This window comes from Escherichia marmotae (assembly GCF_002900365.1).
Taxonomy (GTDB): Bacteria; Pseudomonadota; Gammaproteobacteria; order Enterobacterales; family Enterobacteriaceae; genus Escherichia; species Escherichia marmotae.
Window position 1 is genome coordinate 4,406,909 of sequence record NZ_CP025979.1, and the last position, 26,246, is coordinate 4,433,154.

The 26,246-nt window shown below is 51.0% G+C and carries 18 protein-coding genes, 1 tRNA gene, 3 rRNA genes and 1 other annotated feature; of the genes, 11 read left to right on the forward strand and 11 right to left on the reverse strand.

What is annotated here, in order from left to right:
- Positions 1-170 precede the first annotated feature (170 nt).
- Both aroF and tyrA read left to right on the forward strand, forming a co-directional pair.
- On the forward strand, positions 171-1,241 hold the full coding sequence (aroF, locus tag C1192_RS22505; protein WP_001168033.1) for a 3-deoxy-7-phosphoheptulonate synthase AroF: 1,071 nt from the start codon (positions 171-173) through the stop codon (positions 1,239-1,241).
- Positions 1,242-1,251: 10 nt separating this feature from the next.
- Positions 1,252-2,373: a bifunctional chorismate mutase/prephenate dehydrogenase gene (gene tyrA / locus C1192_RS22510; protein WP_000225243.1), complete on the forward strand. Its 1,122-nt coding sequence runs from the start codon at positions 1,252-1,254 to the stop codon at positions 2,371-2,373.
- Positions 2,374-2,417: 44 nt separating this feature from the next.
- On the opposite strand, the gene pheA is transcribed toward tyrA, so the two are convergent.
- The 5 genes from pheA to bamD all read right to left on the reverse strand — a co-directional run bounded on the left by pheA (position 2,418) and on the right by bamD (position 6,618).
- Positions 2,418-3,578: a bifunctional chorismate mutase/prephenate dehydratase gene (pheA, locus tag C1192_RS22515; RefSeq protein ID WP_016262446.1), complete on the reverse strand. Its 1,161-nt coding sequence runs from the start codon at positions 3,576-3,578 to the stop codon at positions 2,418-2,420.
- A 22-nt stretch (positions 3,579-3,600) separates the two neighbouring features.
- Positions 3,601-3,726, reverse strand: a sequence feature (Phe leader region).
- Complete coding sequence (pheL, locus tag C1192_RS22520; protein ID WP_101958059.1) at positions 3,678-3,725, reverse strand: pheA operon leader peptide PheL; 48 nt, start codon at positions 3,723-3,725, stop codon at positions 3,678-3,680. (Overlaps the previous feature by 48 nt.)
- A 102-nt stretch (positions 3,727-3,828) precedes the next feature.
- Positions 3,829-4,170 (reverse strand): ribosome-associated translation inhibitor RaiA, encoded by a 342-nt coding sequence (gene raiA / locus C1192_RS22525; protein ID WP_000178461.1) that lies wholly within the window; start codon positions 4,168-4,170, stop codon positions 3,829-3,831.
- Between the two features lie 260 nt (positions 4,171-4,430).
- Positions 4,431-5,759: an IS4-like element IS4 family transposase gene (locus C1192_RS22530; protein ID WP_103194823.1), complete on the reverse strand. Its 1,329-nt coding sequence runs from the start codon at positions 5,757-5,759 to the stop codon at positions 4,431-4,433.
- Between the two features lie 121 nt (positions 5,760-5,880).
- Entirely contained in the window at positions 5,881-6,618 is a 738-nt protein-coding gene (gene bamD, locus C1192_RS22535; RefSeq protein WP_000197680.1) for an outer membrane protein assembly factor BamD, read from the reverse strand.
- A gap of 134 nt (positions 6,619-6,752) precedes the next feature.
- On the opposite strand from bamD, the gene rluD reads away from it, so the two are divergent.
- The 8 genes from rluD to kgtP all read left to right on the forward strand — a co-directional run bounded on the left by rluD (position 6,753) and on the right by kgtP (position 18,288).
- On the forward strand, positions 6,753-7,745 hold the full coding sequence (gene rluD, locus C1192_RS22540) for a 23S rRNA pseudouridine(1911/1915/1917) synthase RluD (RefSeq protein ID WP_038354858.1): 993 nt from the start codon (positions 6,753-6,755) through the stop codon (positions 7,743-7,745).
- Entirely contained in the window at positions 7,742-8,473 is a 732-nt protein-coding gene (gene yfiH, locus C1192_RS22545) for a purine nucleoside phosphorylase YfiH (RefSeq protein ID WP_038354859.1), read from the forward strand. Before rluD ends, yfiH begins: the two co-directional genes overlap by 4 nt.
- A 129-nt stretch (positions 8,474-8,602) precedes the next feature.
- Positions 8,603-11,176 (forward strand): ATP-dependent chaperone ClpB, encoded by a 2,574-nt coding sequence (gene clpB, locus C1192_RS22550; RefSeq protein WP_001516905.1) that lies wholly within the window; start codon positions 8,603-8,605, stop codon positions 11,174-11,176.
- A 442-nt stretch (positions 11,177-11,618) separates the two neighbouring features.
- Positions 11,619-13,160 (forward strand): 16S ribosomal RNA (locus C1192_RS22555).
- An 85-nt stretch (positions 13,161-13,245) separates the two neighbouring features.
- Positions 13,246-13,321 (forward strand) — tRNA-Glu (locus C1192_RS22560).
- 195 nt (positions 13,322-13,516) lie between these two features.
- Positions 13,517-16,421, forward strand: a 23S ribosomal RNA gene (locus tag C1192_RS22565).
- Between the two features lie 93 nt (positions 16,422-16,514).
- Positions 16,515-16,630, forward strand: a 5S ribosomal RNA gene (rrf, locus tag C1192_RS22570).
- Together the 16S, 23S and 5S rRNA genes with 1 tRNA gene alongside form the textbook arrangement of a ribosomal RNA operon.
- A 359-nt stretch (positions 16,631-16,989) precedes the next feature.
- On the forward strand, positions 16,990-18,288 hold the full coding sequence (gene kgtP, locus C1192_RS22580) for an alpha-ketoglutarate permease (protein WP_038354374.1): 1,299 nt from the start codon (positions 16,990-16,992) through the stop codon (positions 18,286-18,288).
- On the opposite strand, the gene C1192_RS22585 is transcribed toward kgtP, so the two are convergent.
- The 5 genes from C1192_RS22585 to trxC all read right to left on the reverse strand — a co-directional run bounded on the left by C1192_RS22585 (position 18,285) and on the right by trxC (position 23,999).
- The gene (locus C1192_RS22585) at positions 18,285-18,608 is read right to left on the reverse strand and encodes a YfiM family lipoprotein (RefSeq protein ID WP_001516903.1); all 324 of its coding nucleotides are present in this window, start codon (positions 18,606-18,608) and stop codon (positions 18,285-18,287) included. The two genes, kgtP and C1192_RS22585, sit on opposite strands and share 4 nt — an antisense overlap.
- Positions 18,609-18,651: 43 nt before the next feature.
- The gene (gene pssA, locus C1192_RS22590; protein WP_038354375.1) at positions 18,652-20,007 is read right to left on the reverse strand and encodes a CDP-diacylglycerol--serine O-phosphatidyltransferase; all 1,356 of its coding nucleotides are present in this window, start codon (positions 20,005-20,007) and stop codon (positions 18,652-18,654) included.
- Positions 20,008-20,120: 113 nt separating this feature from the next.
- On the reverse strand, positions 20,121-22,781 hold the full coding sequence (gene patZ, locus C1192_RS22595) for a peptidyl-lysine N-acetyltransferase PatZ (protein WP_038354376.1): 2,661 nt from the start codon (positions 22,779-22,781) through the stop codon (positions 20,121-20,123).
- Between the two features lie 31 nt (positions 22,782-22,812).
- On the reverse strand, positions 22,813-23,511 hold the full coding sequence (gene tapT / locus C1192_RS22600; protein WP_001516900.1) for a tRNA-uridine aminocarboxypropyltransferase: 699 nt from the start codon (positions 23,509-23,511) through the stop codon (positions 22,813-22,815).
- 68 nt (positions 23,512-23,579) lie between these two features.
- The gene (gene trxC / locus C1192_RS22605) at positions 23,580-23,999 is read right to left on the reverse strand and encodes a thioredoxin TrxC (RefSeq protein ID WP_001098736.1); all 420 of its coding nucleotides are present in this window, start codon (positions 23,997-23,999) and stop codon (positions 23,580-23,582) included.
- A gap of 206 nt (positions 24,000-24,205) precedes the next feature.
- Between trxC and C1192_RS22615 the strand changes: the two genes are divergently transcribed.
- Positions 24,206-25,243 carry a tRNA/rRNA methyltransferase gene (locus tag C1192_RS22615; RefSeq protein ID WP_038354377.1) on the forward strand — a complete coding sequence of 346 codons (1,038 nt, stop codon included), beginning with the start codon at positions 24,206-24,208 and terminating at the stop codon, positions 25,241-25,243.
- Between the two features lie 47 nt (positions 25,244-25,290).
- Here C1192_RS22615 and ung read toward each other — a convergent pair whose 3' ends face one another.
- Positions 25,291-25,980, reverse strand: a complete 690-nt coding sequence (gene ung / locus C1192_RS22620) for a uracil-DNA glycosylase (protein ID WP_016249090.1) — start codon at positions 25,978-25,980, stop codon at positions 25,291-25,293.
- Positions 25,981-26,246: the final 266 nt, after the last annotated feature.

The window sequence follows — 26,246 nt, forward strand, 5'->3', positions numbered from 1 at the left end:
TAGTGGTGTAAATTTATTTTTACGAAATTAATTATCTCAGAAGCATTAAAACCGCATATGTAAACTATTATTTACGAAATTTGGATTGAAATCTTTACTTGTTGTGTTATCGTTACGTCATCCTCGCTGAGGATCAACTATCGCAAACGAGCATAAACAGGATCACCATCATGCAAAAAGACGCGCTGAATAACGTACACATTACCGATGAACAGGTTCTGATGACCCCGGAACAATTGAAGGCCGCTTTTCCATTAAGCCTGCAACAAGAAGCCAAGATTGCCGATTCGCGTAAAACCATTTCAGATATTATCGCCGGGCGCGATCCTCGTCTGCTGGTAGTGTGTGGTCCTTGTTCCATTCATGATCCTGAAACGGCTCTGGAATATGCTCGTCGATTTAAAGCTCTTGCCGAAGAGGTCAGCGATAACCTCTATCTGGTGATGCGCGTCTATTTTGAAAAACCCCGTACTACTGTCGGCTGGAAAGGGTTAATTAACGATCCGCATATGGATGGCTCTTTTGACGTAGAAGCCGGGCTGCAAATTGCGCGTAAGTTGCTGCTTGAACTGGTGAACATGGGGCTGCCGTTGGCGACGGAGGCGTTAGATCCAAACAGCCCGCAATATCTTGGTGATCTGTTTAGCTGGTCAGCAATTGGTGCTCGCACCACAGAATCGCAAACACACCGTGAAATGGCATCTGGCCTGTCTATGCCGGTTGGTTTTAAAAACGGCACCGATGGCAGTCTGGCAACGGCAATTAACGCCATGCGAGCTGCCGCCCAGCCACACCGTTTTGTCGGTATTAATCAGGCAGGGCAGGTTGCGTTGCTACAAACGCAAGGTAATCCGGACGGACATGTGATCCTGCGCGGCGGCAAAGCACCGAATTATAGCCCTGCGGATATTGCGCAATGTGAAAAAGAGATGGAACAGGCGGGACTGCGTCCCTCACTGATGGTAGATTGCAGCCACGGTAATTCCAATAAAGATTATCGCCGCCAACCTGCGGTAGCAGAGTCCGTGGTTGCCCAAATCAAAGATGGCAATCGCTCAATTATTGGTCTGATGATCGAAAGTAATATCCACGAAGGCAATCAGTCTTCCGAGCAACCGCGCAGCGCAATGAAATACGGTGTATCCGTTACCGATGCCTGCATTAGCTGGGAAATGACAGATGCCTTGCTGCGTGAGATTCATCATGATCTCAACGGACAGTTGACGGCACGCGTGGCTTAAGAGGTTTATTATGGTTGCTGAGTTGACCGCATTACGCGATCAAATTGATGAAGTCGATAAAGAGCTGCTGAATTTATTAGCGAAGCGTCTGGAACTGGTTGCCGAAGTCGGTGAGGTGAAGAGCCGTTTTGGGTTGCCTATTTATGTTCCGGAGCGTGAGGCATCCATGCTGGCCTCGCGGCGCGCCGAGGCTGAAGCTCTCGGAGTGCCGCCGGATCTCATTGAAGACATCCTGCGTCGGGTGATGCGTGAATCTTACTCCAGCGAGAACGACAAAGGCTTTAAAACGCTTTGTCCTACGTTGCGCCCGGTGGTTATCGTCGGCGGTGGCGGTCAGATGGGGCGATTGTTCGAGAAGATGCTGACACTCTCGGGTTATCAGGTGCGGATCCTTGAACAACATGATTGGGAACGTGCGGCTGAGATTGTTGCCGATGCCGGAATGGTGATTGTTAGTGTGCCGATTCATGTTACTGAGCAGGTCATAGGAAAATTGCCGCGTTTACCGCAAGACTGTATTCTGGTTGATCTGGCATCGGTGAAAAATGGACCGTTGCAGGCCATGCTGGCGGCGCATGATGGTCCGGTGCTGGGGCTACACCCGATGTTCGGCCCGGACAGCGGTAGCCTGGCGAAACAGGTCGTTGTCTGGTGTGATGGCCGCCAGCCGGAAGCGTATCAATGGTTTCTGGAGCAAATTCAGGTCTGGGGCGCACGGTTACATCGCATTAGCGCCGTGGAGCACGATCAGAATATGGCGTTTATCCAGGCGTTGCGCCACTTTGCTACTTTTGCTTATGGCCTGCATCTGGCAGAAGAAAATGTTCAGCTTGAGCAACTTCTGGCGCTCTCTTCGCCCATTTATCGCCTTGAACTGGCGATGGTCGGGCGACTGTTTGCCCAGGATCCGCAGCTTTATGCCGACATCATCATGTCGTCAGAACGTAATCTGGCGCTGATCAAACGTTACTATAAACGTTTTGGCGAGGCGATTGAGTTGCTGGAGCAGGGCGATAAGCAGGCGTTTATTGACAGTTTCCGCAAGGTTGAGCACTGGTTCGGTGATTACGCGCAACGCTTCCAGAGTGAAAGCCGTGTGTTATTGCGTCAGGCAAACGACAACCGGCAGTAATAATTTTGTGCCGGGTGATACGTATCACATCCGGCACGGCTTCATCATGCAGGATCGACAGGCACCACATTCTCGCTTGGGTAACAGCCCAACACCTTCATCGAACGGGTGATTTCACCTAACTCTTTCAATGCTTTTTGCATTTCTGCTGATTCAAGGTTGGCCTGAATATCCAGATAAAACATCTCTTCCCACGGATTACCGTGAATCGGACGTGATTCCAGACGGGTCATGATCAGATTATGATTGCGCAGCACCAGCAGTGCTTCAACCAGTGCACCGGCTTGTTGTCCGGTGGCCATTAACAGCGTGGTTTTTGCCGGAACCTGGTCTGAAACGTTAATGGCTTTACGCGCCAGCACGACAAATCGGGTGAAGTTTTGTCGCTGATTTGCCTCAATGCGCTCCAACACCTGTAAGCCGTACAAAGTGCCGCCTGCCTCGCTCCCCAATGCAGCAACATGCGGTGATTTTGCCTGTGCAACCTTTTCCATCGCCGCGGACGTACTTTCGGTATATTCAATCTTCCAGTGCGGATAGCGATTAAGGAATTTACTGCATTGCTGGAATGGCTGCGGATGGCTGTAGACCGTGTTGATGGTGGATAAATCTGTAGTACCAGAAACCAGCAGGCAGTGGTCAATGGTCAGCGTCATCTCGCCAACAATCGATAAGCTGGTATGTTGCAGCAGATCGTAGACATCGTTAATGGCACCGGAGCTGGTATTTTCAATCGGTACGACGGCATAGTCGGCCTGACCTGTTTCCACCTGATTAAAAATATCAGCAAATTTGGCACAACCACTTTCAATAAATTGCTCGAAGTGACGGGCAGCATACTGACGGGCGGCAAGGTGTGAGTAGGAACCTTTCGGGCCAAGAAAAGCAATGCGGGCAGAGTGCGGATTAATTTTATTGAGATGCTGCTGGAGCAGTGCCTGCTGGGTCAATACGGAATCTTCAATGATAAGCTGGAACAGACGGGTAATGTAGTGCGCATCCAGATGGTGCGTTTTACCGAGTGTAATCAGTTTTTCCAGTAAATCGCGTTCACGATCGATATCACGTACCGGGCGATGAGAGAGCAGTTTGGCTTTTCCCACCTCGACAGCAAGTTCGCGCCGCTCTGCCAGTAGCGCCAGTAATTTTTCATCCAGCGAGCTGATTTTCTCACGCAGCGCCAGTAACGGGTTTTCCGATGTCATAGTGTTGCCTTTTTTGTTATCAATAAAAAAGGCCCCCCGGTTTGGGAGGCCTTATTGTTCGTCTTCGCATTCTGTTTCACACGACGAAACGCCTCCCATTCAGGGGAAGGTAAAAAAGAATGCGAAGAAGAACAGAGTGTGTTTCATATTTGTTTCCTTAAGCGACTTCAGTACAGTACCCGCACTGTTTTCACGCTGTCAACAAAAAACGCGCCCGAAGGCGCGTTGGCGATACACTCAATATAAAGGACTACTCTTCTTCAACTTCTTCGACAAAGTTGGCGTCTTTCACCGATGTTGCGGCACGACGTGCTTCGCCTTTGTGCTGCAGTTTATTGAGCTGCCGTTCCAGCTTGTTGATCAATTCGTTAATTGCGGTGTACATATCTTCATGTTTACCACTGGCAACAAGAACGCCGTTAGGTGTATTGATAGTGGCGTCAGCAACGAACCCTTGTGGCTCTTTGGACAGAATGATATGTGGATTAATCAGATGTGTTTGCCATTTTTCCAGTTTGGCGAGACGGTCTTCGACATGTTGGCGGATGGCCGGAGTAATTTCCATTTGTTTACTGGTAATGTTCATTGTCATAAATTTTACCTCTTGTCTTCCCGTCTTGGTGAATTCAGCATACCGTTCCTGATGTCAAAATGTGTGATGGAAATCTCATAATTTTGTCACTTTTTGTCAACGAAGTTTTTTTGTGAGAAATCGCAGGAAGAAGTGTTTTTTTACTTGAGGAATGTCTCAAAGCGAGCCATATTTGATGAGATCGATCGCGACTAAATCGCTTCAGTTACACGCGTTACAGAATAAAAAAACGGCAGCTCAAGGGCTGTAATGCCTGTCAGTTAAGCAACTGACTGGCTCTTTTTCGGGGCTGTGGGGGATTTCCAGGGTCTCTCCTTTACCACTCTCGGGAAGGCCCTTTCCCTTCTTGTCGGTAATTTCACTAGTTGTCCCATACTTGCAAGATCGCGCATCAGCTCCGGTATACGTCCCGGTGAAGCGCCCTGCAATGTCATCAGCATTCTCATCACCATTCCGCATGATTCTGAGAAACTCAGTTGATTCGGCCAGTAACCTTTCAGATGTTCTGCCATTTTAATCATCTGATATCTCACCAGATTATAAGCCAGTAAGACACCCCACAGCTCTTGCTCCACAAGCTCCGGCTTTTTACTTCTCAGCGTCAGCCTGCTCAGTTGCATCGTCTGTTTTATCTCCCTGTATCCCAGTTCGATTTCCCAGCGATGACTGTACAGATCCGCCATTTCTCCTCCGGGGAAGCGCATGGCGTCCGTCATCGACGTCAGCAGATGGCAGACTTTTCCTTTGCGCGTCACGGTCAGCAGGCGGGCTGTCACCTCATTTCCCAGCCCCGGCCACTTTTTTCGTGCCTGCGGGCTGGTTTTCAGCTTCACCAGATGATCGCCTTTACCCAGTTTTCTGATCTCTTCATATTGCGCTCCCTTTCTGAGAGGGATCATCCAGTGGCGGTGTTCTCCCGCCTGGCTCCAGGCATTTAACAGTCCCAGTGAGTAATAACCTTTATCCATTAACGTCAGGGTGTTATCGCCGGTTTGTTCTATAAGTTGCTCAGCAAGCTCATTTTCGCTGTTCTTCATCGTGCCGAAGGCTGCAGCCGTCAGCAGATGGCTGGTCAGTTCCATCTGGCAGACCATTTTGACCTGCGGGTAGAGCGCCGGGTTCCCGGCATGTGTCTGGCGGGGGAAGGCTGCATCGTTCTCTGGTGTATCCGGTGTGCGCCAGAACACACCATCGATGGCCAGCAGGGTCAGGCCGCACCAGTGCGGATGCGGCGTGGCGTTATGCCAGAGCTGCGCTGTTTTCGTGAACACGCGGCGGACAGCCTCACTTCCCAGGCACTGGCGGGCCTGAATAACGGCACTGGGGGCAACGAAGGGGCGATTGCCCGGCAGCATGATGTCCAGGCGATTCACAATCTGGTGAAGAGGTTCTTTACGCTCAAGCGCCATGCCAACAATACACCAGACCATCATTTCGAGGGGAAGACGGCGCTTGCGTAGCGTTACAGTACCTGATTCGGCAAGGCAACGAGAGATGAGTTCGGGGTCGAGGTAATCCCCCAGAGAAGTCAGTGGGTTACGCAGAGAATCGTAACGGGATACCAGATCAAGGGCCTGTCCAATGTGCATAAAAAAATCCGGAAACGAGTGAGCGTTTCCGGATTCTTACACAGCCACTGGATCGGTCAACTGATCCTTAACTGATCGGCATTACAGCTCAAGGGCTGCCGTTTTGCGTTTCAGAATTCTGTTATGTATTGCTGCTGTTTGCGGCGATGATTTTCGCGACTTTTTCAGCTTGTGCATTCATCTGCATCTGACGGTAAGCATTTTCCATTAGTGGCAGAGCATCACGTGTAGCCTGAGTATCCGGGAAATCGCGCAGCATGCCTTCTACACGGTTAACGACAGCAACCCATGCGCCGCGTTCTGTATAGTACTCGGCAACAGAGTATTCATATTTCGCCAGGCGATCTTTCAGGAACACCAGACGTTTGGTGGCATCGGTGGTGTACTGACTGTTCGGATAGCCGCGAACTAATTTGGAAAAGTCACTAAACGCAGCTCGAGCATGTTGAGGATCGCGATCGCTACGGTCAACGCCAAAGAATCCTTGTAGCGCACTGTCATCCAGTGCCATATTGGTCAGGCCACGCATATACATGACATAATCGATATTCGGATGGGTCGGGTTCAGGCGAATAAAACGATCGATGGCAGCCTGTGCTAACGGCAGATCGGCGTTTTTATAATAGGCGTAGATGAGATCCAACTGCACCTGCTGTGAATACGGACCAAACGGATAGCGATTATCTAACGCTTCCAGTTGCGTTATTGCCTGTCTCCAGTTACCGTCCTGCAGCTTTTGTTGTGCAGTCGCGTAAATTTCATTTGGCGGATTATCAGGTACTTCTTCCTTTGAACCCGAGCAACCCGCCAAAAACAGGCTTAATGTGGCGGCTGCCACCAGATATTTCATGCGCGTCATGACGTTTTGACTTTCCTCAAAATGTATTACGGGAGATTCTCTGTTCCTGCTCCCGGTTAAGACCAGCTACAATAGCACACTATATTAAACGGCAAAGCCGTAAAACCCCAACGATAAACGAAGAAGCAGTATATATGGCACAACGAGTACAACTACGAGTACAACTCACTGCAACAGTGTCCGAAAACCAACTCGGTCAACGCTTAGATCAAGCTTTGGCCGAAATGTTCCCGGATTATTCACGTTCGCGGATAAAAGAATGGATCCTCGACCAGCGCGTGCTGGTTAACGGCAAAGTTTGTGATAAGCCGAAAGAAAAAGTATTGGGTGGCGAGCAGGTTGCCATCAACGCCGAAATTGAAGAAGAAGCGCGTTTTGAACCGCAGGATATCCCACTGGATATCGTCTATGAAGATGAAGACATCATTGTTATTAATAAACCGCGCGACCTGGTTGTACATCCTGGCGCGGGTAACCCTGATGGCACGGTGTTGAATGCGTTGCTTCATTACTATCCGCCAATTGCAGATGTTCCGCGTGCGGGCATTGTCCATCGTCTGGATAAAGACACGACGGGTTTGATGGTTGTGGCAAAAACGGTTCCAGCTCAGACGCGTTTGGTGGAGTCTCTGCAACGGCGTGAAATTACCCGTGAGTACGAAGCCGTAGCGATTGGTCATATGACTGCGGGTGGCACGGTGGACGAGCCAATCAGCCGCCATCCCACCAAACGCACCCATATGGCGGTGCATCCGATGGGCAAACCAGCGGTCACTCACTATCGCATCATGGAACACTTCCGTGTGCACACGCGTCTGCGGTTGCGTCTCGAAACCGGACGTACGCATCAGATCCGCGTGCATATGGCGCATATCACTCATCCGCTGGTGGGTGATCCGGTTTATGGTGGTCGCCCGCGTCCGCCGAAGGGGGCGTCGGAAGCGTTTATCTCCACGCTGCGTAAGTTTGATCGTCAGGCGCTTCACGCAACGATGCTACGTCTCTATCACCCGATTTCCGGTATCGAAATGGAATGGCACGCGCCTATCCCACAAGATATGGCTGAACTGATTGAGGTGATGCGCGCCGATTTCGAAGAGCATAAGGATGAAGTGGACTGGTTATGAGTAAGTTGATTGTCCCGCAGTGGCCGTTGCCAAAAGGTGTTGCGGCCTGTAGCTCTACCCGTATTGGCGGCGTTAGCTTACCGCCTTACGATTCTCTCAATCTGGGGGCCCATTGTGGTGATAACCCGGAACACGTTGAGGAGAATCGCAGGCGACTTTTTGCTGCGGGCAATTTGCCTTCAAAACCGGTGTGGCTTGAGCAGGTACATGGGAAAGATGTTCTAAGGCTTACTGGCGAACCTTATGCCTCTAAACGGGCGGATGCATCTTATAGTAACACACCTGGCACGGTTTGCGCTGTGATGACTGCCGACTGCCTGCCTGTGCTGTTTTGCAACCGTGCGGGAACGGAAGTCGCCGCTGCTCATGCTGGCTGGCGTGGACTTTGCGCTGGTGTGCTGGAGGAGACAGTTTCTTGTTTTGCTGATAAGCCAGAAAACATTCTTGCCTGGCTGGGACCCGCAATTGGTTCGCGCGCCTTTGAAGTGGGGCCGGAGGTTCGCGAGGCATTTATGGCAGTAGATGCCAAAGCGAGCGAGGCTTTCATTCAGCGTGGTGATAAATATCTGGCGGATATTTATCTGCTTGCCCGGCAGCGTCTGGCGAACGTCGGTGTTGAACAAATTTTCGGTGCTAATCGCTGTACATACACTGAAAATGAGACTTTCTTCTCTTATCGTCGCGACAAGTGCACGGGTCGTATGGCAAGTTTCATTTGGCTGATATAACCTAAAGAATCAAGACGATCCGGTACGCGTGATTTTCTTTTCACATTAATCTGGTCAATAACCTTGAATAATTGAGGGATGACCTCATTTAATCTCCAGTAGCAACTTTGATCCGTTATGGGAGGAGTTATGCGTCTGGATCGTCTTACTAACAAATTCCAGCTTGCTCTTGCCGATGCCCAATCACTTGCACTCGGGCACGACAACCAATTCATCGAACCACTTCATTTAATGAGCGCCCTGCTGAATCAGGAAGGGGGTTCGGTTAGTCCTTTATTAACATCCGCTGGCATTAATGCTGGCCAATTGCGCACAGATATCAATCAGGCATTAAATCGTTTACCGCAGGTTGAAGGTACAGGGGGCGATGTCCAGCCTTCACAGGATCTGGTGCGCGTTCTTAATCTTTGCGACAAGCTGGCGCAAAAACGTGGTGATAACTTTATCTCGTCAGAACTGTTTGTTCTGGCGGCACTTGAGTCTCGCGGCACGCTGGCCGACATCCTGAAAGCAGCAGGGGCGACCACCGCCAACATTACTCAAGCGATTGAACAAATGCGTGGAGGTGAAAGCGTGAATGATCAAGGAGCCGAAGACCAACGTCAGGCTTTGAAAAAATATACCATTGACCTTACCGAACGTGCCGAACAAGGTAAACTCGATCCGGTAATTGGTCGTGATGAAGAAATTCGTCGTACCATTCAGGTACTGCAACGCCGTACTAAAAATAACCCGGTACTGATCGGTGAACCTGGTGTCGGTAAAACCGCCATCGTTGAAGGTTTGGCGCAGCGTATTATCAATGGCGAAGTACCGGAAGGGCTGAAAGGCCGCCGCGTACTGGCGCTGGATATGGGCGCGCTGGTGGCTGGGGCGAAATATCGTGGTGAGTTTGAAGAACGTCTGAAAGGCGTGCTGAACGATCTGTCGAAACAGGAAGGCAACGTCATTCTGTTTATCGATGAGCTGCACACCATGGTGGGCGCAGGTAAAGCCGATGGCGCAATGGACGCCGGGAATATGCTGAAACCGGCACTGGCCCGTGGTGAACTGCACTGCGTGGGCGCGACCACCCTTGATGAATATCGCCAGTACATTGAAAAAGATGCGGCGCTGGAACGTCGTTTCCAGAAAGTGTTTGTTGCCGAGCCAACGGTGGAAGACACCATTGCTATTCTGCGTGGCCTGAAAGAACGTTACGAGCTGCACCACCATGTGCAAATTACTGACCCGGCAATTGTTGCAGCGGCGACGTTGTCTCATCGCTACATTGCTGACCGTCAGTTGCCAGATAAAGCCATCGACCTGATCGATGAAGCGGCATCCAGTATCCGTATGCAGATTGACTCAAAACCGGAAGAGCTTGACCGACTCGATCGTCGAATTATCCAGCTTAAGCTGGAACAACAGGCGTTAATGAAAGAGTCTGATGAAGCCAGTAAAAAACGTCTGGATATGCTCAATGAAGAACTGAGTGACAAAGAACGCCAGTACTCTGAGTTAGAAGAGGAGTGGAAAGCAGAGAAAGCGTCACTCTCTGGCACCCAGACCATTAAAGCCGAACTGGAACAGGCGAAAATCGCCATTGAACAGGCGCGCCGTGTAGGTGATCTGGCGCGGATGTCCGAACTGCAATACGGCAAAATTCCGGAGCTCGAAAAACAACTGGAAGCGGCTACACAGCTCGAAGGCAAAACCATGCGTCTGTTGCGTAATAAAGTGACTGACGCAGAAATTGCTGAAGTGTTGGCGCGTTGGACGGGCATTCCTGTTTCTCGCATGATGGAAAGTGAGCGCGAAAAACTGCTGCGTATGGAGCAAGAACTGCACCATCGTGTTATTGGCCAAAACGAAGCCGTTGATGCGGTATCTAACGCCATTCGTCGTAGCCGTGCGGGGCTTGCGGATCCTAATCGCCCGATTGGTTCGTTCTTGTTCCTCGGTCCAACGGGTGTAGGTAAAACCGAACTCTGTAAGGCGCTGGCGAATTTTATGTTCGACAGTGATGAGGCGATGGTTCGTATCGATATGTCCGAGTTTATGGAGAAACACTCGGTGTCTCGTCTGGTTGGTGCACCTCCGGGATATGTGGGTTATGAAGAAGGTGGCTACCTGACTGAAGCGGTGCGTCGTCGTCCTTATTCCGTCATTCTGCTGGATGAAGTGGAAAAAGCGCATCCGGATGTATTCAACATTCTGTTGCAGGTTCTGGATGACGGACGTCTGACTGATGGGCAGGGGAGAACGGTCGATTTCCGTAATACGGTGGTCATTATGACCTCTAACCTCGGCTCCGATCTGATCCAGGAACGTTTCGGTGAACTGGATTATGCGCGCATGAAAGAGCTGGTGCTCGGCGTGGTTAGCCATAACTTCCGTCCGGAATTCATAAACCGTATTGATGAAGTTGTGGTCTTCCACCCGTTGGGTGAACAACATATCGCTTCGATTGCCCAGATCCAGTTGAAACGTCTGTACAAACGTCTGGAAGAACGTGGTTATGAAATCCACATTTCTGACGAGGCACTGAAACTGCTGAGCGAGAATGGTTACGATCCGGTTTATGGTGCACGTCCTCTGAAACGTGCTATCCAGCAACAGATCGAAAACCCGCTGGCGCAGCAAATACTGTCTGGTGAATTGGTTCCTGGCAAAGTCATTCGCCTGGAAGTTAATGAAGACCGCATTGTCGCCGTCCAGTAAATGATAAAACGAGTCCTTCGGGGCTCGTTTCTGTCTATAAGTTAGACGGAAAAGACCATGCTCGGGGTGTTTTGCCTGAAAATTGAGCGAACGATAAAGTTTTTATATTTTTCGCTTGTCAGGCCGGAATAACTCCCTATAATGCGCCACCACTGACACGGAACAACGGCAAATAAGCCGCCGGGTCAGCGGGGTTCTCCTGAGAACTTCGACAGAGAAAAGCGAAAAAATGCTTGACTCTGTAGCGGGAAAGCGTATTATGCACACCCCGCGCCGCTGAGAAAAAGCGAAGCGGCACTGCTCTTTAACAATTTATCAGACAATCTGTGTGGGCACTCGAAGATACGGATTCTTAACGTCGCAAGACGCTAAATGAATACCAAGTCTCAAGAGTGAACACGTAATTCATTACGAAGTTTAATTCTTTGAGCATCAAACTTTTAAATTGAAGAGTTTGATCATGGCTCAGATTGAACGCTGGCGGCAGGCCTAACACATGCAAGTCGAACGGTAACAGAAAGAAGCTTGCTTCTTTGCTGACGAGTGGCGGACGGGTGAGTAATGTCTGGGAAACTGCCCGATGGAGGGGGATAACTACTGGAAACGGTAGCTAATACCGCATAACGTCGCAAGACCAAAGAGGGGGACCTTCGGGCCTCTTGCCATCGGATGTGCCCAGATGGGATTAGCTAGTAGGCGGGGTAACGGCCCACCTAGGCGACGATCTCTAGCTGGTCTGAGAGGATGACCAGCCACACTGGAACTGAGACACGGTCCAGACTCCTACGGGAGGCAGCAGTGGGGAATATTGCACAATGGGCGCAAGCCTGATGCAGCCATGCCGCGTGTATGAAGAAGGCCTTCGGGTTGTAAAGTACTTTCAGCTGGGAGGAAGGGAGTAAAGTTAATACCTTTGCTCATTGACGTTACCCGCAGAAGAAGCACCGGCTAACTCCGTGCCAGCAGCCGCGGTAATACGGAGGGTGCAAGCGTTAATCGGAATTACTGGGCGTAAAGCGCACGCAGGCGGTTTGTTAAGTCAGATGTGAAATCCCCGGGCTCAACCTGGGAACTGCATCTGATACTGGCAAGCTTGAGTCTCGTAGAGGGGGGTAGAATTCCAGGTGTAGCGGTGAAATGCGTAGAGATCTGGAGGAATACCGGTGGCGAAGGCGGCCCCCTGGACGAAGACTGACGCTCAGGTGCGAAAGCGTGGGGAGCAAACAGGATTAGATACCCTGGTAGTCCACGCCGTAAACGATGTCGACTTGGAGGTTGTGCCCTTGAGGCGTGGCTTCCGGAGCTAACGCGTTAAGTCGACCGCCTGGGGAGTACGGCCGCAAGGTTAAAACTCAAATGAATTGACGGGGGCCCGCACAAGCGGTGGAGCATGTGGTTTAATTCGATGCAACGCGAAGAACCTTACCTGGTCTTGACATCCACAGAACATTCCAGAGATGGGATGGTGCCTTCGGGAACTGTGAGACAGGTGCTGCATGGCTGTCGTCAGCTCGTGTTGTGAAATGTTGGGTTAAGTCCCGCAACGAGCGCAACCCTTATCCTTTGTTGCCAGCGGTCCGGCCGGGAACTCAAAGGAGACTGCCAGTGATAAACTGGAGGAAGGTGGGGATGACGTCAAGTCATCATGGCCCTTACGACCAGGGCTACACACGTGCTACAATGGCGCATACAAAGAGAAGCGACCTCGCGAGAGCAAGCGGACCTCATAAAGTGCGTCGTAGTCCGGATTGGAGTCTGCAACTCGACTCCATGAAGTCGGAATCGCTAGTAATCGTGGATCAGAATGCCACGGTGAATACGTTCCCGGGCCTTGTACACACCGCCCGTCACACCATGGGAGTGGGTTGCAAAAGAAGTAGGTAGCTTAACCTTCGGGAGGGCGCTTACCACTTTGTGATTCATGACTGGGGTGAAGTCGTAACAAGGTAACCGTAGGGGAACCTGCGGTTGGATCACCTCCTTACCTTAAAGAAGCGTTCTTTGAAGTGCTCACACAGATTGTCTGATAGAAAGTGAAAAGCAAGGCGTCTTGCGAAGCAGACTGATACGTCCCCTTCGTCTAGAGGCCCAGGACACCGCCCTTTCACGGCGGTAACAGGGGTTCGAATCCCCTAGGGGACGCCACTTGCTGGTTTGTGAGTGAAAGTCGCCGGCCACTGTATCTCAAAACTCACTTACGAGTGATGTTTGAGATATTTGCTCTTTAAAAATCTGGATCAAGCTGAAAATTGAAACACTGAATAGTCGAAAGATTATTCGTGAGTCTCTCAAATTTTCGCAACACGATGATGGTTCGAAAGAAACATCTTCGGGTTGTGAGGTTAAGCGACTAAGCGTACACGGTGGATGCCCTGGCAGTCAGAGGCGATGAAGGACGTGCTAATCTGCGATAAGCGTCGGTAAGGTGATATGAACCGTTATAACCGGCGATTTCCGAATGGGGAAACCCAGTGTGATTCGTCACACTATCATTAACTGAATCCATAGGTTAATGAGGCGAACCGGGGGAACTGAAACATCTAAGTACCCCGAGGAAAAGAAATCAACCGAGATTCCCCCAGTAGCGGCGAGCGAACGGGGAGGAGCCCAGAGCCTGAATCAGTGTGTGTGTTAGTGGAAGCGTCTGGAAAGGCGTGCGATACAGGGTGACAGCCCCGTACACAAAAATGCACATGCTGTGAGCTCGATGAGTAGGGCGGGACACGTGGTATCCTGTCTGAATATGGGGGGACCATCCTCCAAGGCTAAATACTCCTGACTGACCGATAGTGAACCAGTACCGTGAGGGAAAGGCGAAAAGAACCCCGGCGAGGGGAGTGAAAAAGAACCTGAAACCGTGTACGTACAAGCAGTGGGAGCCTCTTTAATGGGGTGACTGCGTACCTTTTGTATAATGGGTCAGCGACTTATATTCTGTAGCAAGGTTAACCGAATAGGGGAGCCGAAGGGAAACCGAGTCTTAACTGGGCGTTAAGTTGCAGGGTATAGACCCGAAACCCGGTGATCTAGCCATGGGCAGGTTGAAGGTTGGGTAACACTAACTGGAGGACCGAACCGACTAATGTTGAAAAATTAGCGGATGACTTGTGGCTGGGGGTGAAAGGCCAATCAAACCGGGAGATAGCTGGTTCTCCCCGAAAGCTATTTAGGTAGCGCCTCGTGAATTCATCTCCGGGGGTAGAGCACTGTTTCGGCAAGGGGGTCATCCCGACTTACCAACCCGATGCAAACTGCGAATACCGGAGAATGTTATCACGGGAGACACACGGCGGGTGCTAACGTCCGTCGTGAAGAGGGAAACAACCCAGACCGCCAGCTAAGGTCCCAAAGTCATGGTTAAGTGGGAAACGATGTGGGAAGGCCCAGACAGCCAGGATGTTGGCTTAGAAGCAGCCATCATTTAAAGAAAGCGTAATAGCTCACTGGTCGAGTCGGCCTGCGCGGAAGATGTAACGGGGCTAAACCATGCACCGAAGCTGCGGCAGCGACACTATGTGTTGTTGGGTAGGGGAGCGTTCTGTAAGCCGTTGAAGGTGTGCTGTGAGGCATGCTGGAGGTATCAGAAGTGCGAATGCTGACATAAGTAACGATAAAGCGGGTGAAAAGCCCGCTCGCCGGAAGACCAAGGGTTCCTGTCCAACGTTAATCGGGGCAGGGTGAGTCGACCCCTAAGGCGAGGCCGAAAGGCGTAGTCGATGGGAAACAGGTTAATATTCCTGTACTTGGTGTTACTGCGAAGGGGGGACGGAGAAGGCTATGTTGGCCGGGCGACGGTTGTCCCGGTTTAAGCGTGTAGGCTGATTTTCCAGGCAAATCCGGAGAATCAAGGCTGAGGCGTGATGACGAGGCACTACGGTGCTGAAGCAACAAATGCCCTGCTTCCAGGAAAAGCCTCTAAGCATCAGGTAACATCAAATCGTACCCCAAACCGACACAGGTGGTCAGGTAGAGAATACCAAGGCGCTTGAGAGAACTCGGGTGAAGGAACTAGGCAAAATGGTGCCGTAACTTCGGGAGAAGGCACGCTGATATGTAGGTGAAGCGACTTGCTCGTGGAGCTGAAATCAGTCGAAGATACCAGCTGGCTGCAACTGTTTATTAAAAACACAGCACTGTGCAAACACGAAAGTGGACGTATACGGTGTGACGCCTGCCCGGTGCCGGAAGGTTAATTGATGGGGTCAGCCGCAAGGCGAAGCTCTTGATCGAAGCCCCGGTAAACGGCGGCCGTAACTATAACGGTCCTAAGGTAGCGAAATTCCTTGTCGGGTAAGTTCCGACCTGCACGAATGGCGTAATGATGGCCAGGCTGTCTCCACCCGAGACTCAGTGAAATTGAACTCGCTGTGAAGATGCAGTGTACCCGCGGCAAGACGGAAAGACCCCGTGAACCTTTACTATAGCTTGACACTGAACATTGAGCCTTGATGTGTAGGATAGGTGGGAGGCTTTGAAGTGTGGACGCCAGTCTGCATGGAGCCGACCTTGAAATACCACCCTTTAATGTTTGATGTTCTAACGTTGACCCGTGATCCGGGTTGCGGACAGTGTCTGGTGGGTAGTTTGACTGGGGCGGTCTCCTCCTAAAGAGTAACGGAGGAGCACGAAGGTTGGCTAATCCTGGTCGGACATCAGGAGGTTAGTGCAATGGCATAAGCCAGCTTGACTGCGAGCGTGACGGCGCGAGCAGGTGCGAAAGCAGGTCATAGTGATCCGGTGGTTCTGAATGGAAGGGCCATCGCTCAACGGATAAAAGGTACTCCGGGGATAACAGGCTGATACCGCCCAAGAGTTCATATCGACGGCGGTGTTTGGCACCTCGATGTCGGCTCATCACATCCTGGGGCTGAAGTAGGTCCCAAGGGTATGGCTGTTCGCCATTTAAAGTGGTACGCGAGCTGGGTTTAGAACGTCGTGAGACAGTTCGGTCCCTATCTGCCGTGGGCGCTGGAGAACTGAGGGGGGCTGCTCCTAGTACGAGAGGACCGGAGTGGACGCATCACTGGTGTTCGGGTTGTCATGCCAATGGCACTGCCCGGTAGCTAAATGCGGAAGAGATAAGTGCTGAAAGCATCTAAGCACGAAACTTGCCCCGAGATGAGTTCTCCCTGAGACTTTAAGTCTCCTGAAGGAACGTTGAAGACGACGACGTTGATAGGCCGGGTGTGTAAGCGCAGCGATGCGTTGAGCTAACCGGTACTAATGAACCGTGAGGCTTAACCTTACAACGCCGAAGATGTTTTGGCGGATGAGAGAAGATTTTCAGCCTGATACAGATTAGATTAGCCGGCGAAAGCGGGTTAATAAACAGAATTTGCCTGGCGGAGATAGCGCGGTGGTCCCACCTGACCCCATGCCGAACTCAGAAGTGAAACGCCGTAGCGCCGATGGTAGTGTGGGGTCTCCCCATGCGAGAGTAGGGAACTGCCAGGCATCAAATAAAGCGAAAGGCCATCCGTAAGGATGGCCTTTTTGCGCTGGTGCGGAAAAAATGCCGGATGCGATGCTGGCGAGCCTTATCTGTCCTGCGCAGGGTTACGGTAGGGGTCAGCAGCGCATTATTCCCCCACATACGCCAGATTCAGTAGCGGATACGGTTTCCCCAACCTGCCCGCTTCCATACGATCGCCTCACCTGCAATCCATCCTTAATATCCGCAATAATTATTCTTCTGCTAACTAAATTCTCAGTTATGGTTGTGCAAGCAAAATAACAAATGTATAACATTTGTCTTACTAAAAAATAAATAACAACCGACAAAAGCATCGGATTATGGCAGGAGAAATAATGGCATGGCAGAAAGCACTGTAACGGCAGACGGCAAACTGACAAGTAGTGATACTCGTCGCCGCATTTGGGCAATTGTAGGGGCCTCATCAGGTAACCTGGTTGAGTGGTTCGATTTCTATGTCTACTCATTTTGTTCCCTCTATTTCGCCCACATCTTCTTCCCTTCAGATAACACAACCACTCAACTACTACAAACTGCCGGTATTTTTGCCGCAGGATTTCTGATGCGTCCAATAGGCGGCTGGTTATTTGGTCGTATTGCTGACAAACATGGCCGCAAGAAATCGATGCTGCTATCGGTATGTATGATGTGTTTTGGAGCACTGGTCATAGCCTGCTTGCCAGGCTATGAAACAATTGGCACCTGGGCTCCGGCGTTGTTACTTCTCGCGCGTTTATTCCAGGGATTATCTGTAGGTGGAGAATATGGCACCAGCGCCACCTATATGAGTGAAGTTGCAGTAGAAGGACGCAAAGGGTTTTACGCTTCATTTCAGTATGTCACGTTGATAGGCGGGCAACTTCTGGCATTGTTGGTTGTGGTGGTTTTACAGCATACAATGGAAGATATCGCGCTTAGAGAGTGGGGGTGGCGTATTCCCTTTGCATTAGGCGCGGTGTTAGCCGTTGTGGCGTTATGGTTACGTCGTCAGTTGGATGAAACTTCGCAACAAGAAACGCGAGCTCTAAAAGAAGCGGGTTCAATGAAGGGATTATGGCGCAATCGCCGTGCATTCATCATGGTTCTCGGCTTTACGGCTGCGGGTTCTCTTTGTTTCTATACCTTCACCACCTATATGCAGAAGTATCTGGTGAATACTGCGGGTATGCACGCCAACGTAGCAAGCGGCATTATGACGGCGGCGCTGTTTGTATTTATGCTCATCCAGCCGATAATTGGAGCATTGTCGGATAAGATTGGCCGTCGGACTTCAATGTTATGTTTCGGCTCTCTGGCCGCTATTTTTACCGTCCCCATTCTTTCGGCATTGCAGAACGTCTCCTCACCTTATGCGGCTTTTGGTTTGGTGATGTGTGCCCTGCTGATTGTGAGTTTTTACACTTCAATTAGTGGGATCCTGAAGGCGGAAATGTTCCCGGCACAGGTTCGCGCATTAGGTGTTGGTCTGTCATATGCGGTCGCGAATGCCATATTTGGTGGCTCAGCGGAGTATGTGGCGTTGTCGCTAAAATCGATAGGAATGGAAACGGCATTCTTCTGGTATGTGACATTGATGGCCGTAGTCGCGTTTCTGGTTTCTTTGATGCTACATCATAAAGGGAAGGGGATGCGTCTTTAGTGATGAGCCATTTGCCAGACCGTATAACCGGTGGTGGCACCGGCTACGTCCCAGGCAAAATCTTTCCAGCTCCAGCCGCTCCCTTCGGGGCGGCTATCCCACAGCTCTTTTGACACGCCCAGACTTACAGAGAACATCAACCCGAACATGGCGCTGCGGTCGCGGCTCATCTCCCGATGCTGTGCATATTCATTTCCTGCCGCTGAAAGCATTGCCGAGGCGATAAAGTGTTGCGCTTTATCCTGTCCGCTCCAGCCATCGTTAGCCCTATGGCTGCAACCAGAAAGCAACAATAGCGAACAGGCAAAAAGAATACGCAACGTGGCCTCCAAAAAACAAACCCCGTACAGGACGGGGTTCAGATTACAGGATACGGCTAATTAATCGGTCGATACGGATACGACGCAAGCGACGGATAAGCTTGCGAACCTTCACCGGATAATCGGCAATACTTTGCAGATCGCGGTAGTGCTTAACGATGGTAGTATGCTCGCGGATCAGATCCAACTCTTTCTCACGCTGCGGCGCAAGCTCCAGTTGCGGATCGTGGATCAAAATGGCGTTTTCCAGATCCAGACGCCAGGCGCGAGGGTTCAGGTTATTACCGGTGATCAGCATCCACTTATCATCAACCCACATCCCTTTCAGGTGATAGGTATTGTCGTCATCTTTCCATAACCGGACCACTAACTGGTCAGTATTGACGTAATACTGCAAACGGCTCAGGAAACGACGCAGATTAATCTCGTAGAGATACGGCAGTGCGCCGATAATCTTGAAAGGTTCATCTTCCGGAATGTAGAAGTCATTTGCGGTTTTATCACCGACAATAATTTCGACTTTTTTCCCTTCGCGCAGCAATTGGATGATATTGCGCACGAGGATGGCCGGTAGGTTGAAGTATGGTGTGCAGATGGTCAGTTTTTGCTCGGCACACGGCATAAGATGGAAAATAGTCTTGTTCAACAGACTCGATTTTCCCAGACCCACTAATGGCGTTACGGAGAGTTGATCGTTATCGGCATCGCCCTGGAAATGATAAGCAGCATCACGCAACTCCTGGCGGAACAGGCGGATATCGTTTTTGATTTCCGGGCTTTTCGGACGGTGAATATCATCCAGACGGTTAACACCGCGACCATTCATAATATTCTGTGTAACCCATTCAAACATAATGTCTGACATTTTACGGTTACGGATCAGATGATAGCGGTCGTAGCGGTATTTATCATGCTGATGCAGGTAAACATCGTTCAGGCTGGCACCGCTATAAAGTACGCTATCGTCGATGATAAAGCCTTTAAAGTGCAGAACGCCCAGGGCTTCACGGGTATTGATCGGAACACCATAAACCGGAACATCTACGCCCGGGTTTTCCTGCGCCATGCGGCAGTACCAGTCAGCATTGGTATTAGATGCCGCAGCGCCAATGCGCCCACGTTGTGCACGATGCCAGTCGACCAGCACCCGCACATCCAGTTCCGGACGCTGCCGTTTAGCCTCATACAACGCGCTCAGAATGCCTTTGCCACCGTCATCCTGCTCAAGATACAGGGCGACAATGCAAATGCGCTGCTTCGCGCTGGCTATTTTTTCCAGCAGTGTCTCCCGGAAGTCGGTGGGAGCGTAAAAAAAATCGACATCATCAACTGATTGAGAAATCTTGGGTAGTTGGGCAAGGTGTTGTTGATGTTTATTACGCTTAAATTTTGACAACATCACAGTGCATTTCTTCTCTGTTCATTGAAGGGTCCTCTGTGCAATGCAGACGACATAAGCGGGCAATAATAACACCAGTCCCGATTAAGTGGTCAACATTTCCAGTACATTACTCATGATTCCTCGCGCTGGGCAAGATTTAGCATCAGCCCAACGATCCCCTCTTCGAGCTGGATATCGACGTTAAACCCGAGCTTGCGGGCCAGCGCCACCATGCCACGATTGTTTGGCATCGTAATACCATTCAGACGTTGCAGTCCGTGATCTCGCGTATAGGTAATCAACTTTTCCATTAAGCGTCGACCTAAGCCTAACCCTTTGAGATCCGAGCGCACCAGTACGGCAAATTCGGCATCAATGTTATCAGGATCGGAGATCGCCCGAGTGACGCCAAGGATCTCTTCTTTTTGATCAATACGCCGTACAGCCACAAACGCCATTTCCCGATCGTAGTCGATCTGCGTCATGTTAGCTAAATCTTCATGGGTGAATTCGTTGATCTCGCTAAAGTAACGGTAATAAAGATCTTCTTTGGTGACTCGCGAAATGAATTGCTGAAGTTGTGGCTCATCTTCCGGCAAGATCGGGCGGAACAAGCAACGTTCGCCGTTTTTTAATTCTACCCACTCTTCTAACTGATGTGGGTACGGGCGCACAGCAAGGCGACTTTCGTTATTGCCTTCGAACGGTGCAATATCCACCGTGACATCCAGCGCGGTAAATTCACTGCCGGAAGCCAGTAAAGGGTGAATATCCAGCCGCTGAATTTCTGGGCAATCGACAATCAGGTTGGAAACCTGCACCAGTAACTGGCTTAAGCCCGCGATGTCGAGTGGACGCAGTGCGCTGCGTGCACGAATTTTTTTACTTTTGATTCCCTGAATGACCAGATAGCGAGCCAGATTCATGTTCAGCGGTGGCAGCGCCACGACAGCTTGATCTTCAGGACGCCACTCCACACCGCCTTCACCAAGCATGATCAACGGCCCAAAAACCGGATCGTGTTCCACGACTACACGCAGCTCCTGAGCGCCAGCACGATTAGCCATACTTTGCACCAACAGGCCGTGGATCCGTGCCTGCGGCCAGGCCATTTTTACCCGATCGAAAATAGCGTTCGCGGCTTGCTGGACTTCATTAGCCGTACGTAAATAGAGCATCACGCCCTGAACTTCCGATTTATGCGGAATATCCGGCGAGCGCAATTTCAGCGCCACCGGATAACCAATCTGTTCTGCAATATGCACAGCTTCGGTGCTGTCAGTGGCAATCCAGGTGGGAAGCGTGTTCATGCCATATGCTTGCAGGATTGGCTGAACCTCATGGGTATCGAGCGATGTCGCTCCTTCGGCAATGGCCTGCTGTAGCAGAATATGCGCTTCTGCGGTATTGGAGGTCAGATTGCTGGGTAACGCCGGTGTTTCGCGTAACTGCTTCTGGTTTCGACGGTACTCAACCATATGCATAAAAGCGGTGATAGTTCCTTCCGGTGTGCGATAGGTCGGAAGCCCGGCTTCACTGAATAAACGTCGCGCCTCTTGCGAGGAGTGTTCGCCGCACCAGTTAGTCAGCAGAGAGACATACTTGCTGCGAGGATGATGTTTTACTGCTTCAATTAATGCCTGTGCGCTTTCTGTGGCAGGCGCAGCGGCGCTGGGGGAATGGATAACCATCAGCGCATCAAAATCCTGGATGTGGAGCAGAATATCCAGCGTTTTGACATAGTGCTCGCTGCTGGCGTCATCGCGTAGATCAAGCGGGTTAGAGATTGCTACATGTTCTGGCAGGGCATCGCGTAGTTTCTGGCAGGCCTCTTCACTTAACGTTGCCAGTTTACCATTGCGCGACCATAAGGCATCCAGCGCCAGTGCGGCAGGAGCAGCACCGTTGCTGATAATCATCAGCCGGTCGCCACGCAACGGACGCATGTGGCTAAGGGTTTCCACCGCCGAAAACAGTTCGTGGGTGTCCTGCACTCGCAACAAACCGGCACGCTGAATAGCTGCATCCCACGCCGGATCCATACCCGCTGTGGTGTTCAGCAATCTTTGCGCCGCCGGACTACGTCCGCTTTTAATCACCAGAATCGGCTTATTTCGCGAGGCACTACGGGCAGCCGACACAAAGCGTCGCGCGTCGCTTAATTGTTCGAGATAGAGCAAGATGGCACTGGTTTTGCTGTCGCGTGCCAGGTAGTCGAGCAATTCATCAACGTCGATATCCAGGCTGTCACCGAGCGCAATAAAGTATGAAAACCCCATTTCACGCTGTTGCGCCCAGTCGAGGATGGTGTTGGAGACAGCAGCCGATTGTGAAATAAACGCCAGCTTGCCGCGCTTAATTGGCACTGGCGAAAAGCTGGCATTCAGCCCTTGCCAGGGAGCGAGTAATCCCAGACTGTTTGGTCCAAGCAGGCGCATGTTATGGCGCAGAGCGCAGGCGCGTAGGTCTTCGTGTTGTGATGTCGGCGAAGAAAGAATAATGCAGGTTTTACAGCCTTTCTCTCCAAGCTCTTCCAGAAGAGCAAGATTGCGGCTGGCATTAGTACATAGCACTGCGAGGTCAGGAGTAAAAGGCAAACTGGTGATGTCTGGCCATGCCAGCACGCCCTGTACCGCCTTCCAGGCTGGCGTCACCGGCAGCACCGGTCCGTTAAAGCCTCCAGCCAGCAGGTTACGCATCATCAGGTAACCTGCGCGATTGGGTTTCATCGACGCGCCAATTACCGCAATCGATTTTGGTCGCAGTAGTGCTTCCAGTCCTCGCTGACTCATACCGGCCTCCCGCAGAAGTGACCGAATGATTTTAAACGATTTCTAACTGTTCTGCTGTGATACTACCCAGATGTTGCGTTTTTCCTGCCAGATAGCGCGTTTTAAAGCGAGTGAAATGCTCGCCTAAGCCCGTTGCGGCTTTGGTGTCACCCGCCATATCTAAAAGTGCGATGGCTACCTCAGCGGTGCAATATTGGCCTTCACTCTGGGCTTCACGCAGGCGATAGGCAGACAAACGCGAAAGATCGACGGAAATGACGGGAAGATTATCCAGATACGGACTTTTACGAAACATCTTCCGCGCTTCCGGCCAGGTGCCATCGAGCATGATAAATAGCGGTGGCTTACCAGGAGGAGGCGTAAAGATCACTTCTCGTTGCTCATCCGCATACGAGGCAGGAAAAACCACCATTGGCTGATAATACGGGTTTTGCACCAGATCCAGCAGTTCTTGCGATGGTTCGGTACGTGACCATTGAAACGCGACGGTATCTGGCAAGATATCGGCAATCAAACGTCCAGTATTGCTGGGTTTCATTGGCTCGGTGTCAAACATCAGCAAACAAAAGCGGCTTTTTGCTTCCGTTGGGGTGATGGTTGAACAGAGGCATAATTTCTCTGGCAAAAGGCAGCGTTGGCAACGACGAACGCGATTACCACGGGCAAGAAAAGGACGTGTTGCGCGCGCAATACGCTCGGCGCGTAACTGGAGAACAGCGTTTTCGGTCATAAGAGAGCGTCGAAAAAATGCCATTGTCGCAGAGGAGAAAACGGGGCACAAGATGCGCCCCGATAAGATTAAAGAGATTCGTTCAGCCAGCTATCAAACGGTGCTTTCGGCACTGCGCCGTTAAGCATGTCGACAACCTGACCATTTTTGAAAATCATGATCGTCGGAATACTGCGAATACCAAAGCGACTGCTTAATTCACGTTCAGCTTCGGTATTCACTTTTACAAAACGCACTTTACCGCTACGCTCTTGTGCAACATCTTCAAAAATCGGTGCGAAGTTACGGCAAGGGCCGCACCACGGTGCCCAGAAGTCGATCACCACAGGCAGATCGTCTTTCAGCAATTTGTCGAGTGTTTCACCGGTCGCATTAATCACCTCTCCGTCAAACAGGTCGTGACCGCAGCGTCCGCATTTTGCCGCATCGTCAATCCGTTCGTCGGGAATGCGGTTGATGGCCTGACAATGGGTACAAACGGTATTCATAACTAACCTCGGGATGAGTAAGGAGACTTATCGGCAACGACGCCGGTATGTTTCTAATATGTTACATATTATCGAGGGCATTGTTCCAGACAACAATCTGTTTTATTCAATGGGTATGATAGTCGCAGGCTTTGGAACGAAATCATGGCGAACCGCGCGCACTTCGGGTAATCTGCGCGCTTCGCGCAGCGCTGGTGGAGAAAAGCATGAACGATGAAATGAAAAGCAAAAGCGGCAAGGTCAAAGTGATGTATGTCCGCAGTGATGATGATTCTGATAAACGAACCCACAACCCGCGAACCGGGAAAGGGGGCGGGCGTCCAGGAAAATCTCGTGCCGACGGTGGCCGTCGCCCCGCCCGCGATGACAAACAGAGTCAGCCCCGTGACCGCAAGTGGGAAGAGTCGCCGTGGCGAACTGTTTCCCGCGCGCCGGGTGATGAGGCATCGGAAAAGGCCGATCACGGTGGCATCAGTGGTAAAAGTTTTATTGATCCGGAAGTGTTGCGTCGTCAGCGTGCGGAAGAAACCCGCGTCTACGGCGAAAACGCATGTCAGGCACTGTTCCAGAGCCGTCCGGAAGCGATTGTTCGCGCCTGGTTTATCCAGAGTGTAACGCCGCGTTTTAAAGAAGCATTGCGCTGGATGGCGGCAAACCGCAAAGCGTACCACGTGGTAGATGAAGCTGAGCTGGCAAAAGCGTCAGGCACGGAACATCACGGCGGCGTTTGCTTCCTGATCAAAAAGCGTAACGGCACAACCGTGCAGCAGTGGGTAAGCCAGGCAGGTGCACAGGATTGCGTACTGGCGTTGGAAAATGAATCTAACCCACATAATCTGGGCGGGATGATGCGTAGCTGTGCGCACTTCGGCGTGAAAGGTGTTGTTGTGCAGGATGCGGCGTTGCTGGAATCGGGTGCGGCTATCCGTACCGCAGAAGGTGGCGCAGAGCATGTGCAACCGATTACTGGCGACAACATTGTTAATGTGCTGGATGATTTCCGTCAGGCGGGTTACACCGTGGTGACCACTTCCAGCGAACAGGGCCAACCACTGTTCAAAACCAGTTTGCCAGCGAAAATGGTGTTGGTTTTGGGGCAGGAATATGAAGGGTTACCAGATGCTGCGCGTGATCCAAACGATCTGCGAGTGAAGATTGACGGTACTGGCAATGTTGCTGGTCTGAATATCTCTGTCGCAACGGGTGTTCTGCTTGGTGAATGGTGGCGTCAGAATAAAGCCTGATAAATCAGCCGGATGGCAGTTCTGCCATCCGGCATTTTCCCGCAAATTTACTCGCTCTCTGCCGGTAATACAGGTATCCAGTTAATCGGCTTCTCGCCACGTTGTTCCAGCCACTGATTTGCCAGTACAAAATGGTTACAGCCAAAGAATCCACGATGGGCCGATAACGGCGACGGATGCGGTGCTTTCAGTACGTGATGGCGTTGCTTATCTATAATTGCCCCTTTCTTTTGCGCATGCGACCCCCACAGTAAAAACACCACGCCTTCGCGATGCTGATTAATCAGGCTGATGACTTTATCGGTGAACGTCTCCCAGCCGAGGCTGGCGTGGGAATGCGCCTGACCTGCACGTACAGTCAATACGGTATTGAGCAGCAGCACGCCCTGGCGCGCCCAGCTTTCTAGGTAACCATGTGTCGGGCGGGTAAAGCCTGGGATGGTATTTTCCAGCTCTTTATACATATTCAGCAGTGACGGTGGTGTCGCAATACCGGGACGAACAGAAAATGCCAGACCATGTGCCTGTCCAGGTCCGTGGTAAGGATCCTGGCCGAGAATAACAACTTTGACATCGCCCAACTCAGTAAAACGGAAGGCATTAAAGACATCTTTTTGTGGCGGATAGATAGTGATGCCAGACTGCCGCTCACTGGCGACGGTCTGAAGGGTATTAAGAAAATAGGGTTGCTGCTTCTCTTCAGCCAGCACGTCATGCCAGGTTAATTCGTTAGCCATCTCGCTCTCCTGCGGATCTTCAATCCACCTAGCTTAACTGCTTCTTTCTACAGAACAAAATCAAGCTCATTTTTTAGACATAATCGAGTGCAAAAAAATGTAAATTGGTAAAATTTCACACCCGCATAAGTTGATGTAAAACAATAAAATCTATTTGCGACCGCGCTTGCTGTGTGGTTTTTATTGATTTAAATCAAAGAATCAAGGGTGTTTGAGGAGTATATATACACTCAAGCAACAATGGTTTTACCAATTGGCCGCGACAG

What these genes read in the sequence shown, in the direction of transcription:
- aroF (WP_001168033.1), top strand. Translation starts at nt 171, where the DNA reads ATGCAAAAAGACGCGCTGAATAACGTACACATTACCGATGAACAGGTT.
- tyrA (WP_000225243.1), top strand. Translation starts at nt 1,252, where the DNA reads ATGGTTGCTGAGTTGACCGCATTACGCGATCAAATTGATGAAGTCGAT.
- pheA (WP_016262446.1), bottom strand. Translation starts at nt 3,578, where the DNA reads ATGACATCGGAAAACCCGTTACTGGCGCTGCGTGAGAAAATCAGCTCG.
- raiA (WP_000178461.1), bottom strand. Translation starts at nt 4,170, where the DNA reads ATGACAATGAACATTACCAGTAAACAAATGGAAATTACTCCGGCCATC.
- C1192_RS22530 (WP_103194823.1), bottom strand. Translation starts at nt 5,759, where the DNA reads ATGCACATTGGACAGGCCCTTGATCTGGTATCCCGTTACGATTCTCTG.
- bamD (WP_000197680.1), bottom strand. Translation starts at nt 6,618, where the DNA reads ATGACGCGCATGAAATATCTGGTGGCAGCCGCCACATTAAGCCTGTTT.
- rluD (WP_038354858.1), top strand. Translation starts at nt 6,753, where the DNA reads ATGGCACAACGAGTACAACTACGAGTACAACTCACTGCAACAGTGTCC.
- yfiH (WP_038354859.1), top strand. Translation starts at nt 7,742, where the DNA reads ATGAGTAAGTTGATTGTCCCGCAGTGGCCGTTGCCAAAAGGTGTTGCG.
- clpB (WP_001516905.1), top strand. Translation starts at nt 8,603, where the DNA reads ATGCGTCTGGATCGTCTTACTAACAAATTCCAGCTTGCTCTTGCCGAT.
- kgtP (WP_038354374.1), top strand. Translation starts at nt 16,990, where the DNA reads ATGGCAGAAAGCACTGTAACGGCAGACGGCAAACTGACAAGTAGTGAT.
- pssA (WP_038354375.1), bottom strand. Translation starts at nt 20,007, where the DNA reads ATGTTGTCAAAATTTAAGCGTAATAAACATCAACAACACCTTGCCCAA.
- patZ (WP_038354376.1), bottom strand. Translation starts at nt 22,781, where the DNA reads ATGAGTCAGCGAGGACTGGAAGCACTACTGCGACCAAAATCGATTGCG.
- tapT (WP_001516900.1), bottom strand. Translation starts at nt 23,511, where the DNA reads ATGACCGAAAACGCTGTTCTCCAGTTACGCGCCGAGCGTATTGCGCGC.
- trxC (WP_001098736.1), bottom strand. Translation starts at nt 23,999, where the DNA reads ATGAATACCGTTTGTACCCATTGTCAGGCCATCAACCGCATTCCCGAC.
- C1192_RS22615 (WP_038354377.1), top strand. Translation starts at nt 24,206, where the DNA reads ATGAACGATGAAATGAAAAGCAAAAGCGGCAAGGTCAAAGTGATGTAT.
- ung (WP_016249090.1), bottom strand. Translation starts at nt 25,980, where the DNA reads ATGGCTAACGAATTAACCTGGCATGACGTGCTGGCTGAAGAGAAGCAG.